The following is a 13,648-nucleotide window of genomic DNA, read 5'->3' on the forward strand; positions in this document are numbered from 1 at the left end:
GCAGCCTTTTTTTAGATTCAAATTTTAAACTAAGCTTTTTTAGCTTTCAGGTTTATCTTAAGAGCAACTTCATCGTTGATGAATTTATCACCAAGACCATCAAATACAGATTTAGAACCATAGTTCACATTCCATTTTGTACGGTCAATTGTAAACTCTTCACTAGTGATTTCCATGTTATCACCATCATTAGAGATGTTTACAGGGAATGAGATGTTCTTAGTTTCTTCTTTAAGAGTAAGGTTACCTTGTAACATTGCCTGACCTTCTTCTTCTGTAATCCCAGTTACTTCAAAAGTAGCTTCTGGAAATTCGTTTACATTAAAGAAATCTCCTTCTTTCCCTTCAACTGTTCCTTTTAAGTGAGCTTCCAGGTTTGATTTCTGGTCACCTTCAAGATCTGTAACTTCGATAGATTTCATATTGATTACAAAAGTTCCGCTTTCCACAACACTGTCGTTAGCCATAAAAGAACCATTAGCTACTTTAATTGTACCTGTGTGAGTTCCAGTTGGCTTTTCACCTTTCCATTCAATTACAGATGAAGCAGTATCTACTATGAATTTCATTGATTCAGCTTCAGCAGTAGCAGCTTCTTTAGCTTCAGCCATATCAGCCTCTTTATTGTTGTCTTTACATCCGGTTACAGCTAGTCCTAGACCTGCAATAACAAATGCATTTAAAAATAATCTTTTCATTAGGTTTAATGATTTTAAAAGTTCGGCGCAAATGTAAAAGGAATTGAATACCGTGATTCATAAAATTTTATTAAAAATATCTTGTGACATTTTGACATTTTAGCTGAATTGGCAACGAATTTGACTTCTTGTGCGTGAAAGAAAAATTTAAATAATGAGCCGAAAAGAAGATAAAATCAAAGACGAAAATAAAGAGGTTAAAGACCAGGTGGAAGAGGCAATAGATAATGCCATTGATGAGGTGGAGGCTAATGATGAAAATTCTGAGGAGCAGCCAGAGCTGAATGAAGGTGAGCTTTCTGAGGAAGATCGATTAAAAGAAGATGTTCAGAAAGAGAAGGATAAGTTTTTAAGGCTTTTCGCTGAATTTGAAAATTATAAGAGAAGAACCTCAAAGGAAAGACTGGATTTGTTCAAGACTGCCAATCAGGAAGTAATGACAGCCATGCTGCCCGTAATGGACGATTTTGACAGAGCGATGAATGAATTGAGAAAATCTGGTGATGAAAACCTTCTAAAAGGAATTGAGCTTATCCATAACAAATTGAAAGAAACTTTGAAAGCTAAGGGTCTTGAGCGTATGGATGTAGAGCAGGGATCAGATTTTGATTCTGAGATCCACGAGGCAATAACGCAAATCCCGGCGCCATCAGACGATCTTAAAGGCAAGATTGTTGATGTAGTTGAACCAGGTTATAAACTTGGAGAAAGAATTATAAGATATCCTAAGGTAGTAACCGGAAAATAAGAATCGCTTTTACAAAATTTGTAAAAACCCAACATGAAAGAAGATTATTACGAAATATTAGGCTTAAGTAAAGACGCTTCAGCTGCAGAGATCAAAAAAGCATATAGAAAAAAGGCTTTAAAGTATCACCCAGATAAAAATCCAGGAGATACTGAAGCTGAAGAAATGTTTAAGAAATCTGCTGAAGCATATGAAGTTTTAGGAAACCAGGATAAAAGAGCTAAATACGACCGTTTTGGGCACCAGGCATTTGATGGTGGCTTCGGCGGTGGAGGTGGTATGAATATGGACGACATATTCAGCCAGTTCGGTGATATCTTTGGTGGTGGCTTTGGCGGCGGATTCTCCGGGTTTGGAGGCTTCGGCGGAGGTCAGCGTCGTGCTAAAGGAAGTAATCTTAGAATACGCGTTAGTCTTAACCTTGAAGAAATTGCCAATGGATGCGAGAAAAAGATCAAAGTAAAGCGTAAAGTTCAGGCTGCGGGCACCACATATAAGACCTGTAGTACTTGTAATGGTACAGGGCAGGTAACGAGAGTTACAAATACCATTCTTGGTAGAATGCAAACCGCTTCACCATGTAATACCTGTGGAGGTAGTGGGCAAATGATCGATAAAAAACCTGAAGGCGCAGATGCTCAGGGTCTGGTTATGCAGGAAGAGACTGTATCTATCAAAATTCCTGCAGGTGTTGAAGATGGAATGCAGTTGAAAGTATCTGGTAAAGGTAATGATGCTCCAGGGAATGGTATTGCAGGAGATCTCTTAGTAGCGATCGAGGAGAAAGAGCACTCAACCTTACAGCGTGAGGGAGATAACCTTCACTATGATCTTTATATTAGTTATTCTGAAGCTGCACTGGGAACTTCAAAAGAAATTGATACTGTAACAGGAAAAGTTCGTATTAAGATCGAAGAAGGAGTTCAATCTGGTAAAATTTTAAGACTTAGAGGAAAAGGTATTAGTAGTATAAATGGATACGGAAAAGGTGATCTATTAGTTCACGTAAATGTTTGGACACCAAAAAGCCTTTCCAGAGAACAAAAGGAGTTTTTCGAAAGAATGGCTGATGACGAGAATTTCCAGCCAAATCCGGAGAAAAGTGACAAATCCTTCTTTGAAAAAGTTAAAGATATGTTTTCTTAAAAAGTCAATTTTAAGAAAAAATTTATATATTTGAGAATCACTAAGTCTTTTAGTGATAATTTTTCTTTTTCATAGCAATTTTTTTCCCATCCTTAATTTATTAAGGGTGGGTTTTGTTTTTTAGGCCATTTTTGCATTTATAAAATCCATTAAATAGCCTTCAACTCTCTTTCTATTTCTATATCTTTAAAACTTCTACAATAGTCTATATGGAAAATCTTTTGGTTGCGGAAAATATCTATAAACGCTTCGGAAATTTTACTGCTCTCAACAACGTTTCAATCAATATTCCCAAGGAAAGCATATTTGGTCTTTTAGGCCCTAACGGTGCCGGGAAAACTACTTTACTGCGTATTATAAATCAAATTACCATGCCAGATGAAGGCAAGGTTTATCTGGATGGAAAACCTCTGCATCCTAATGATATAGCGCATATTGGTTATTTGCCGGAAGAGCGCGGATTATATAAATCGATGAAAGTCGGTGAACAGGCATTATACCTGGCACGGTTAAAAGGATTGTCTAAAGCCGAAGCCAAGGAACGTTTACAATACTGGTTTAAAAGGCTGGAAATAGAAGGCTGGTGGGATAAGAAGATTCAGGAGTTATCAAAAGGGATGGCTCAAAAAGTACAATTTGTCATCACCGTATTGCACAGCCCTAAATTGTTGATCTTTGATGAGCCTTTCAGCGGATTTGATCCCGTAAATGCGAATCTGATCAAAGATGAGATACTTCAACTAAAAGAAGAAGGAGCAACCATATTATTTTCTACACATCGTATGGAAAGTGTGGAGGAACTTTGTGATTATATCGCACTGATTCATAAATCGAATAAGTTACTGGACGGTAAAGTTTCAGATATCAAAAAAGCTTATAAATCGAATACTTTTGAAGTGGGATTAGACGCGGTAGATGAACCAACATTAAAGCGTGAACTGGAAGATCGCTTTAAAGTAGGTCCTGCTAAGTTTAAAAGTATTCAGAATGATCTGAAATTGAGTATTAAGCTTAAGGACGAAGAATCATCCAACGATCTAATTCAGTTTTTACTAACGAGGGCAAGGATCAACCATTTTGTGGAAGTCATCCCATCAGTAAACGATATTTTCATTAAAACTGTGACTCAAAATGCGTAACCTAAGATTAATAATAAACAGAGAGTATCTGGCGAGGGTTCGAAATAAGACATTCATTGTAATGACTTTTTTGAGTCCGCTAATATTCGTGGGTATGATAATGCTTATTGCCTATTTAAGCATGTTGAATAGTACGGAGCAAAAGATCATTGGTATACATGATGAAAGCGGAATGTTCGCCGAGGAATTTAAAGATGGAGAACAGGTGCAGTACCTTGATTATTCACAGAAATCACTGGAAGTTGCCAGGCAGGAAGTTCTGGATAAGGAATATTTTGGGCTTATTCATATTGCTGATATTAATGAAGTTAGCGGAAAGCCATCCGAAGTTGAATTCTTTGGAAAGGATACCCCCGGCTTCGCTACGGTTGAAAATATAGAGAAAACGATTTCCGATAAATTAACTCGTGAGCAATTGATAGCTAAAGGGATAGATGTTTCAGAAATTGATAAGGCAAGGGCAGATATTAGCGTACAGATACAGAACTTTTCTGGTGAACGTAGTTCGAAAATGTCTAATTATATCAAGATGTTTTTTGGTGGAGCGGCAGGTTACCTCCTAATGATGTTTATTATTATTTATGGTAATATGGTGATGCGAAGTGTCATTGAAGAAAAGACCAACAGGATCATTGAAATCATTGTTTCTTCAGTAAAGCCATTTCAATTATTACTAGGAAAAGTATTAGGGACTTCATTGGCTGGGATCACTCAATTTACGGTTTGGGTAATTTTAGGAACTGTTTTACTCTTAGGCGCATCTTCATTTCTAGGGATTGATCCTTCAGCTGCGCAATCTCCTGCTTCCGCAGCGATTGAGAACGCGGCAAGACCTGAGATAAATCAATTGGTGGTAGATATTCTTAAGTTACCATATGCTAGTTTACTGGCATTCTTCGTTATATATTTTATAGGAGGATACTTTCTATATAGTGCGATCTATGCGGCAATTGGAGCTGCTGTAGATAGCGAAACAGATACACAACAGTTTATGTTTCCAATAATTCTTCCTTTGATTTTAGGGATTTATGTGGGATTCTTTTCTGTGGTTGAAAATCCTCACGGTACAGTTTCGACCATATTTTCGATAATACCATTAACCTCACCAATAGTAATGTTGATGAGAATACCTTTTGGAGTACCGTGGTGGGAGATCACGGCATCTATCATCGTATTGATCGCGACCAACTTTGGAGTATTATGGCTTTCGGCTAAAATTTATCGTGTGGGAATCTTGATGTACGGGAAAAAACCGAGTTATAAAGAACTGTACAAATGGCTTAAATATTAAGTATGCAGGATCAGTCAACTAAAGAGAAAGTAACAGAAGTTATTGAGCAGGATATCTGGGGTCTCATGCTGGATATCTGGAATGCCGGATTTAGTTATACTATAGGTGGTGAGAATCTTAAGGTCACCGTAGGTTTGGTGGTGCTTGTTATTTTGGCCTTCCTGCTTACGAGCGTAGTATTACGAATCATAAGATCTTTTATTACCTCCAAACTCTTAGAGGAAGATAAACTCAAATTCATAAGTGTTTTTAAGTTTATAAAATACTTTGTTTACCTGGCTGTGATCCTTATCACGCTAAGTTCTGCCGGTGTTGATGTGACAATTTTGTTGACGGCTTCAGCAGCACTGTTTGTTGGTCTTGGTCTTGCTTTACAGGAACTTTTCCAGGATGTGATTGGTGGTATTTTTATCATTCTTGATAAATCACTTTTAGTAGGGGATGTTATTGAAATGGAAGGAAGAGTGGCTCGTGTTTTTGAGATCAAATTGAGAACTACAAGAGCTTTGACCAGGGATGATAAAGTAATGATCATTCCGAATCATAAATTTATAAGTGACACGGTCTATAATTATACTCAGAATCACAAAACAACACGAGAAGCGGTGAAAGTCGGCGTTTCTTATGGAAGTGATGTAGAGAAAGTGAGAGAGGTTCTACTGGAATGTGCGAGAGAACAAAAGGGTATTCTTAAGAAACCAGAACCATTTGTATTATTTGAAGATTTTGGTGACTCGGCTTTACTTTTTGCATTGCACTTTTATGTTTCAGATAGTTTTGTAGATCCAAAAGTAAAGAGTGAATTAAGGTTCAAGGTGAATAATAAGTTCAGATTGAACAATATTACCATTCCTTTCCCACAGAGAGATGTACATATGTTCTATCCGAAAAATATGGAGAATATTGTGCCAAATGAACCTGATGAAGACCTGTAGCCTAAATTTAATTAACTTCATTTTATAATAGATTTCAAGGCTATTTAATAGATTGGACTAAAGTTTTCCGCTTAATCGCGTATAAAAAATTAGAATAAAGAATGGCAAAGATATTATTGATAGAAGACGAGGCATCTATTAGAAGAGTGCTGAATAAAATACTTACTGAAGAAAGTAAGGACTATGAAGTTACAGAAGCTGAAGATGGTCTGGCAGGAATGGAAGTGGTCAAAAATGAAGATTTTGACCTAATTCTTTGCGATATCAAAATGCCTAAAATGGACGGAGTCGAAGTTCTGGAAGCTGTGAAGAAGATCAAACCTGAAATACCTGTGGTAATGATCTCGGGTCATGGTGATCTTGACACGGCAGTAAATACCATGAAAGTTGGCGCCTTTGACTATATATCTAAACCACCAGATCTTAATAGGTTACTGAATACGGTAAGAAACGCACTGGATAGAAAAGAGCTTGTAGTTGAAAATACAAGGCTCAAGAAAAAGGTGAGCAAGAATTACGAAATGATAGGTGAATCTGAAGAGATTCATAATATCAAGGAAATGATAGAAAAAGTTGCTCATACCGATGCCCGCGTGCTGATTACCGGACCAAACGGTACAGGGAAAGAATTGGTAGCTCATTGGTTGCATCAAAAAAGTGATCGATCAAAAGGGCCAATGATAGAAGTGAACTGTGCAGCGATTCCTTCGGAATTAATAGAAAGTGAATTGTTCGGGCATGTAAAAGGTGCGTTTACGTCGGCTAATAAAGACAGAGCGGGGAAATTCGAAGCAGCGAACAAAGGAACCATATTTCTGGATGAGATAGGTGATATGAGCCTTTCTGCCCAGGCAAAAGTTTTAAGAGCACTTCAGGAGAATAGAATTTCAAGAGTTGGTAGTGATAAGGATATTAAGGTTGACGTGAGAGTTGTTGCTGCAACCAATAAAGATCTTAAAAAAGAGATCGAAGAGAATAATTTTAGAGAAGACCTTTATCACAGGTTAGCTGTAATATTAATCGAGGTTCCAGCTTTAAAAGATCGTAAGGATGATATTCCGCTTCTGGTAGATTATTTTAGCGAAAAGATCGCGCAGGAGCAGGGGACCAATAAGAAAGAATTCACCGATGACGCCATAAAGGTGCTTAAAGAAAGCGAATGGCGAGGTAATGTGCGTGAGCTAAGAAACGTCGTGGAAAGGCTTTTTATCCTTGGCGGAAAAGAGATCACCGATGAGGATGTAAAACTCTTTGGTAGCCGATTCTAAGGCCTTTTGTTTCTTGAATTCTTAGGATCATATTTCAGAAAATACATGGTATCACCACTTGGGTGATCCCATTCATGAAATAATTCAAAACCAACCCGTTGATAAACGATCGCATTCGTTCTTCCGCGGGTTTCTGCATATAATTCCAATCCTGTGTCATGTGAAGTTCGGAAAAATACATCCTTCATTTCCTTTCCAACCTGAGTGTCTGCGCCACGGTAGTCTTTAAGAATTCCCCAAAACCAGCAGTAAAGATACTTACCTTCCTGTGGTCTTTGATTCTTAATGTATTTCTGGGTTTTCAAGATCTCTAGCGCATTTTTTACACCGGTTACATTAGCTACCAATTTTAATTGAGCCCAAAGATCTTTCCAGATATTATCATCATTTTTGCTTGTTTCAAAAAGAATAGCAATTCCCTGGCGATTTTCTGAAATTATCAAAGCATCTTTTTCAATGGCTTTATCTACCATATGAGTAGCCAGATAATCAAATCTTCTATCTCTGTTTCCTCCTTTTTTAACGATATCCATAGAAGATGGAATTTCTTTTAATAAGGTAGAAACCTTCTCAATGATATCTTTTCTTTCGAGTTTGTCCAAGCTGAAAAATGTTTGCTGCGAAGATAAAAAAATTAACTCTCTTAAAGATTGTATATTTAGATGAAGATATATTCCAAATTATGAAGCAAGTAGACCATTCAGCATTTAAAGTTTCTGAAAAAATTGAACTCAAAAGAATAAATACAAAATTAGATCTTGAGGCTAGCGAAGACAAGATAAAGGATGAGATGAAAGACATCCGGAAAGATCTTGGTGACTGGCAGGATGTACTTTACGCCCATCAGAAATATTCGGTTTTGATCTGTTTACAGGGAATGGATACTGCAGGAAAGGATAGTCTTATCAGGGAAGTTTTTAAAGATTTTAACAGTCGGGGAGTGGTTGTGCATAGTTTTAAAGTGCCTTCAGAAAAAGAATTGAAACATGATTACTTATGGAGACATTATATCGCTTTGCCGGAAAGAGGAAAATTTGGCGTGTTCAATCGAACTCATTATGAAAATGTGCTGGTAACAAGGGTTCATCCAGAATATATCCTGGCTGAAAATTCACCTGGAATCAATAGTAAAGCTAATATCACGGAAGAATTCTGGGATAAGCGTTTTGAACAGATCCGCAATTTTGAAAAACATATCGCTGAAAACGGAACGATCATTTTCAAGTTCTTTCTGCATCTTTCCAAAGAAGAGCAAAGGCAGCGACTTTTACGAAGGTTAGACAAGCCTAGCAAAAACTGGAAGTTCTCACCTGGAGATTTGAAAGAGCGAAAATTATGGAATCTATATCAGGATTGTTACCAGGATGCAATAAACAGGACTTCTACCGAAAAAGCTCCATGGTATATAATTCCTGCTGATGATAAAGATACGGCTCGATACCTTGTAGCGAAAATATTATTTTCAGAATTATCAAAATATAAAGAGGTTCGTGAACCGCAGTTAGATCCCGAAATAAAGCAAAACATCCAGGAATATAGAGAACAATTAAATCTGGAAAAGAACTGATGACAACTTCTTAGAAATAAAAAAAATGCCGTTATTTATCGGCAAATTTAGATTGCCATGAAATCATTTTATCTAGTTCTGATTCTTATTCTTTCAGGAATCACAGTATCGGGACAGACTAAAACTATACAGGATTCCCTCAATATTAGGAAGATCTATGATATGTCACTTCTCAATGGGAAGAGCTATGACTGGTTAGATTATCTTTCAAATGAGATTGGAGGAAGATTATCAGGATCCTATAATGCCCAGAGAGCGGTTGAATACACCCAGGCAGAATTGGAGAAACTTGGTCTGGATAAAGTATGGTTACAACCAGTAATGGTTCCAAAATGGACTAGAGGGGAAAGAGAGTTTGCTTATGTTCAAACGGCACCCGGAGTTACCCGAAATGTAAATATTACAGCATTGGGAGGATCTGTAGCTACACCGGCTGGTGGTACCAAAGCACAGGTAATAGAAGTTCAGGGACTTGAGCAATTAAAAGAATACGGTAAAGAAAATATACAGGGCAAAATTGTATTTTATAACAGGCCAATGCGTGCAGATCTTATTCAAACATTCGAAGCTTATGGAGGTTGTGTAGATCAGCGTTATTCAGGAGCTGAAGAAGCTGCAAAATATGGAGCTGTCGGCGTAATCGTGCGCTCTATGAACTTAAGAATGGATGACCTGCCTCATACCGGTTCTATGAGCTACGGTGATACTCCTGAAGAAAATAGAATTCCTGCTGCTGCAATCTCTACCAATGATGCAAAATATTTAAGCGGAATTTTAAAAATTCAGAAAGATCTTGAGCTCTACTTTAGAATGAACTGTGAACTTCATGACGATGTTCAGTCCTACAATGTTATAGGTGAAATTACCGGGATTGAGACTCCGAAAGAAATTATGGTTGTGGGCGGTCATTTGGATTCCTGGGACCTTGGAGACGGTTCGCATGATGATGGTGCCGGAGTTGTTCAATCTATGGAGGTTCTAAGGCTATTCAAGGAAACTGGATACAAACCGAAGAAAACCTTGCGTGTAGTTTTATTTATGAATGAAGAGAACGGACTTCGCGGAGGCAACAAATATGCTGAAGTAGCAAAATCTAAATCTGAAGACCACATATTTGCGCTGGAAAGTGATTCAGGTGGATTTACACCTAGAGGTTTTGGATTTACTTCTAATGATGCACAATTTGAAAAGATCCTTTCCTGGAAACATTTATTTAAACCGTATCTGATTCATTATTTTGAAAAAGGTGGAGGAGGAGCCGATATCAATCCGCTCAAAGATGACGATATTGTTCTGGCTGGTTTAAGACCAGATTCTCAACGTTATTTTGATCATCACCATGCTTCTAATGATACCTTCGAGCACGTGAATAAACGAGAGCTGGAACTTGGTGCGGCAACGATGGCATCTTTGGTATACCTGGTAGATAAATACGGTTTTGATAATATCAGTAAAGAAACTACCGAGATAGCAGATTAAGTTCAATATCAGATAACAATAATTTTATACTTATCGCTTTAAAAGAAACTTAAAGCATCTACCTTTGCAAACCTAAAATTTAGTTTTGCAGCTATCAGCCTACACGAAAGAATTTGGTAAAAATCTTAATATAGCATATCCCGTTATGCTGGGCCAGTTGGGTCACGTAATGGTTGGCCTGGTAGATAACCTCATGATTGGTAGACTCGGTGCGGCACCGCTTGCTGCAGTTTCTCTGGGAAACGCACTCGTCTTTATCGCGATGTCTATGGGAATTGGATTTTCCTTTGCGATCACTCCATTGATCGCCGAGGCAGATGGAGCAGATGACCTTGAAGGTGGAAGGAGTTATTTCCATCACGGGCTTATCTTAAGCACGATCAACGGGTTATTTTTATTCCTACTTCTTTTAGTTGCAAAGCCATTATTGTATTATCTGGATCAACCTGCTGAAGTTGTTGAACTGGCAATACCATATCTAAATATCGTAGCGCTTTCTATGTTGCCTTTAATGGCTTTCCAGGCGTTTAAGCAATTCGCAGACGGACTTTCACAAACGAGATATGCCATGTATGCTACAATCCTGGCAAATGTTGTAAATGTGGTGTTTAATTACTTATTGATCTACGGAATCTGGATCTTTCCTAGATTGGAACTGGAAGGAGCCGCATGGGGAACATTGATATCAAGATTTTTCATGCTTTGGTTTGTTTGGGAGATATTAAGGCGAAAATCAAAATTTGTAGAATATTTCAAATGGTCTAAAAAGGAAATGTTGAAATGGTCTATTTTCAAAAGAATATTATCCCTTGGTTTTCCTACTGCCTTGCAGATGCTTTTTGAAGTCGCAATTTTCACTGCTACCGTTTTCCTGGCAGGAAACTTAGGAACCAATCCACAAGCTGCGAACCAGATCGCTTTAAACCTTGCCTCGATGACTTTTATGATCGCGGTTGGTCTAGGGGTAACAGCTACAATCCGGGTCGGGAATCAGGTTGGGCTAAAGGCATACAGAGAATTAAGAAGGATTAGTTTTTCGATATTCCTGCTAGTATTTCTTATTATGGCAGTTTTCGCATTGCTCTTTATTTTGCTTAAAGATATCCTTCCTGTATTTTATATAGATAATTTTGAGGTTGTAAGCCTTGCTGCGCAATTGCTCATTATCGCTGCCATATTTCAGTTAAGTGATGGGATGCAGGTAGTAATTCTCGGAGCCTTAAGAGGACTGCAGGATGTGAAAATTCCTACGGTGATCTGTTTTATCGCTTACTGGATAATTGGTTTTCCGGTAAGTTATTATTTCGGTCAGCAAGACCATATGGGGAGTATGGGAATTTGGCTGGGATTATTAGCAGGCTTGACATCCTCTGCAATATTATTATATTTCCGTTTTAATTATTTAAGCCGAAAATTAATTCAAACTAAAGAAACAATAAACGCATAACGAGACACATATGGAACTTCCAAAATTTATATTAGGTGATAATACAGATCTTCCGGAGTCTATCTTCGTGATTCATACTGAATTCCCAAGATTCATCATTGACCTGAAGGATGATGAGGTAGAATGGCTGGAAGATTTTGATAAGGATGATGAAAAAGAACTTTCCAGTGAAGCTGAATCCTTGATCACGCAGGCAAATGAGTTTTACGATCGTGAAGTGAACAGATACGAAGACAGTTAGATGGAAAGATTAGCCGAATTAGACAGAGAACTTTTTTTATTTCTGAATAATCTGGGATCAGAACAATGGGATTGGATGTGGATCGCCATAAGCGATAAGTGGATGGCCATTCCTCTTTATGCATTGCTATTATACCTGATCTTTAGAAAATTTGGCTGGAAACCTACATTAATTACAATGGTGGTAGTGGCTTTGTTGATCACAGCTACAGATCAGCTGGCAAATCTATTCAAGCATGGATTTGAAAGACCAAGACCATGCAGGCAGGAAGGGGTGATGGAATACGCCCGCTATGTTGCGGAAAGATGTGGAAGGTTTGGTTATTTTTCTGCGCATGCAGCCAATTCTACTGGAGTTGCGGTTTTTCTTAGTTTATTATTTAAAAAGCACTATCCAAAACTATTTGTATTCTTGATCGTTTGGGCGGTCGTAGTTTCCTATAGCAGGATCTACCTTGGAGTCCATTATCCTGGAGACGTTATTACAGGAATGTTTATAGGTTCAATCTTTGGATATTTATTTCATTTGCTAAGAAAATTCGCGACCAGGAAAATTCTGAAGACAGATCTAAGCAAGGCTTAATAGATGTTTTGCCGCAGCAAAAGCAGTAGTTTCATTATTTTCTATAAGTTGCAATTGTCTCTTTAATTCCTCCTTTACTTTCGAATCTTCATAGAATCGACTCTTTAAATAATCGTTGATAGTTTGATACAACCAGAATTTATTCTGTTCTAATCTGTTGTGTTGAAAAAAACCATTTTCATCAACTTTTTCTTTAAAATCACTGATCATTTCCCAAACATCAGAAATGCCCTCATGGTATAAAGCACTACAAAGTTTTACCTCAGGCTTCCATGCACTTTCTTTAAGAGGATATAATTGAAGCGCCCGGTTAAATTCAAGTTTTGCATCCCGCGCAGCTTTTTGATTATCCCCATCTGCTTTATTGATCACGATCGCGTCAGCCATTTCAACAATACCTCGTTTTATTCCCTGGAGTTCATCACCAGCGCCGGCAAGTTTTAATAATAGGAAGAAATCTGTCATACTGTGAACCGTCGTTTCACTTTGACCAACGCCAACAGTTTCAATTAAGATCACATCAAATCCCGCAGCCTCACATAGAATAATGCTTTCCCGGGTTTTTCTCGCCACACCTCCAAGAGAATCACCACTAGGAGAAGGTCTTATAAAAGCATTCTTTTCGGTGACCAGTTTCTCCATTCGGGTTTTGTCACCAAGAATGCTTCCGTGGGAAACAGAGCTACTAGGATCTACTGCAAGCACGGCTACTTTTTTACCTTTTTCAATTAGATAAGAACCAAAACTTTCTATAAAAGTACTTTTTCCAACTCCCGGAACACCGGTAATACCAATTCTAATAGACTTTTGAGCATGAGGTAAGGCACCTTCAATAAGGAATTCAGCTTGTTTCTGATGTGATTTCTGATTACTTTCAATCAAAGTTATTCCTCTGCCTAAAGCTGTTTTATTTCCTTCCAGCAACCCCTTCAGCAATTCTTTTTCTGAAGACCTGTTTTTCCTGAAATTCCTGATCTTTTTAGCAGATTCTGCACTTACATTTCCAGATGCAGGTTTGCTTTCAGATTCGCTCAGGGCTGATTTTTGCTGTTGTTTACTCAAAATAAGATTGAATATTTATGACAAGTTTATGAAATTGTGTTTCAG

Annotated in this window: 14 protein-coding genes; 11 read left to right on the forward strand and 3 right to left on the reverse strand. The window is 37.8% G+C overall.

What is annotated here, in order from left to right; genetic code table 11:
* Window positions 1-29: 29 nt before the first annotated feature.
* Window positions 30-698: a YceI family protein gene (locus tag RE431_RS03290; RefSeq protein ID WP_309560525.1), complete on the reverse strand. Its 669-nt coding sequence runs from the start codon at window positions 696-698 to the stop codon at window positions 30-32.
* 154 nt (window positions 699-852) lie between these two features.
* On the opposite strand from RE431_RS03290, the gene RE431_RS03295 reads away from it, so the two are divergent.
* The 6 genes from RE431_RS03295 to RE431_RS03320 all read left to right on the forward strand — a co-directional run bounded on the left by RE431_RS03295 (window position 853) and on the right by RE431_RS03320 (window position 7,225).
* On the forward strand, window positions 853-1,446 hold the full coding sequence (locus RE431_RS03295) for a nucleotide exchange factor GrpE (RefSeq protein ID WP_309560526.1): 594 nt from the start codon (window positions 853-855) through the stop codon (window positions 1,444-1,446).
* Between the two features lie 33 nt (window positions 1,447-1,479).
* A complete protein-coding gene (gene dnaJ, locus RE431_RS03300) occupies window positions 1,480-2,592 on the forward strand; it encodes a molecular chaperone DnaJ (protein ID WP_309560527.1) in 1,113 nt (370 codons plus the stop codon).
* A 209-nt stretch (window positions 2,593-2,801) separates the two neighbouring features.
* Complete coding sequence (locus tag RE431_RS03305) at window positions 2,802-3,731, forward strand: ABC transporter ATP-binding protein (RefSeq protein ID WP_309560528.1); 930 nt, start codon at window positions 2,802-2,804, stop codon at window positions 3,729-3,731.
* Window positions 3,724-5,022: an ABC transporter permease gene (locus tag RE431_RS03310; protein WP_309560529.1), complete on the forward strand. Its 1,299-nt coding sequence runs from the start codon at window positions 3,724-3,726 to the stop codon at window positions 5,020-5,022. Before RE431_RS03305 ends, RE431_RS03310 begins: the two co-directional genes overlap by 8 nt.
* Before the next feature lie 2 nt (window positions 5,023-5,024).
* Window positions 5,025-5,957: a mechanosensitive ion channel family protein gene (locus RE431_RS03315; RefSeq protein ID WP_309560530.1), complete on the forward strand. Its 933-nt coding sequence runs from the start codon at window positions 5,025-5,027 to the stop codon at window positions 5,955-5,957.
* A 101-nt stretch (window positions 5,958-6,058) separates the two neighbouring features.
* Window positions 6,059-7,225, forward strand: a complete 1,167-nt coding sequence (locus RE431_RS03320) for a sigma-54-dependent transcriptional regulator (protein WP_309560531.1) — start codon at window positions 6,059-6,061, stop codon at window positions 7,223-7,225.
* On the opposite strand, the gene RE431_RS03325 is transcribed toward RE431_RS03320, so the two are convergent.
* Entirely contained in the window at window positions 7,222-7,827 is a 606-nt protein-coding gene (locus tag RE431_RS03325) for a hypothetical protein (protein WP_309560532.1), read from the reverse strand. The two genes, RE431_RS03320 and RE431_RS03325, sit on opposite strands and share 4 nt — an antisense overlap.
* 80 nt (window positions 7,828-7,907) lie before the next feature.
* Between RE431_RS03325 and RE431_RS03330 the strand changes: the two genes are divergently transcribed.
* From RE431_RS03330 to RE431_RS03350, 5 genes are all read left to right on the forward strand, one after another.
* The gene (locus RE431_RS03330) at window positions 7,908-8,792 is read left to right on the forward strand and encodes a PPK2 family polyphosphate kinase (protein ID WP_309560533.1); all 885 of its coding nucleotides are present in this window, start codon (window positions 7,908-7,910) and stop codon (window positions 8,790-8,792) included.
* A gap of 57 nt (window positions 8,793-8,849) precedes the next feature.
* Complete coding sequence (locus tag RE431_RS03335; RefSeq protein ID WP_309560534.1) at window positions 8,850-10,271, forward strand: M20/M25/M40 family metallo-hydrolase; 1,422 nt, start codon at window positions 8,850-8,852, stop codon at window positions 10,269-10,271.
* Between the two features lie 85 nt (window positions 10,272-10,356).
* Window positions 10,357-11,718, forward strand: a complete 1,362-nt coding sequence (locus RE431_RS03340; RefSeq protein WP_309560535.1) for an MATE family efflux transporter — start codon at window positions 10,357-10,359, stop codon at window positions 11,716-11,718.
* Between the two features lie 10 nt (window positions 11,719-11,728).
* Entirely contained in the window at window positions 11,729-11,959 is a 231-nt protein-coding gene (locus tag RE431_RS03345) for a hypothetical protein (protein ID WP_229340234.1), read from the forward strand.
* A complete protein-coding gene (locus RE431_RS03350; RefSeq protein WP_309560536.1) occupies window positions 11,960-12,541 on the forward strand; it encodes a phosphatase PAP2 family protein in 582 nt (193 codons plus the stop codon).
* Here the strand turns inward: RE431_RS03350 and meaB are convergent.
* Window positions 12,527-13,603, reverse strand: coding sequence for a methylmalonyl Co-A mutase-associated GTPase MeaB (gene meaB / locus RE431_RS03355; RefSeq protein ID WP_309560537.1), 1,077 nt, complete (start codon window positions 13,601-13,603; stop codon window positions 12,527-12,529). The genes RE431_RS03350 and meaB overlap by 15 nt on opposite strands.
* Window positions 13,604-13,648: the final 45 nt, after the last annotated feature.

This window comes from Christiangramia sediminicola (genome assembly GCF_031344135.1).
Classification (GTDB): domain Bacteria; phylum Bacteroidota; class Bacteroidia; order Flavobacteriales; family Flavobacteriaceae; genus Christiangramia; species Christiangramia sediminicola.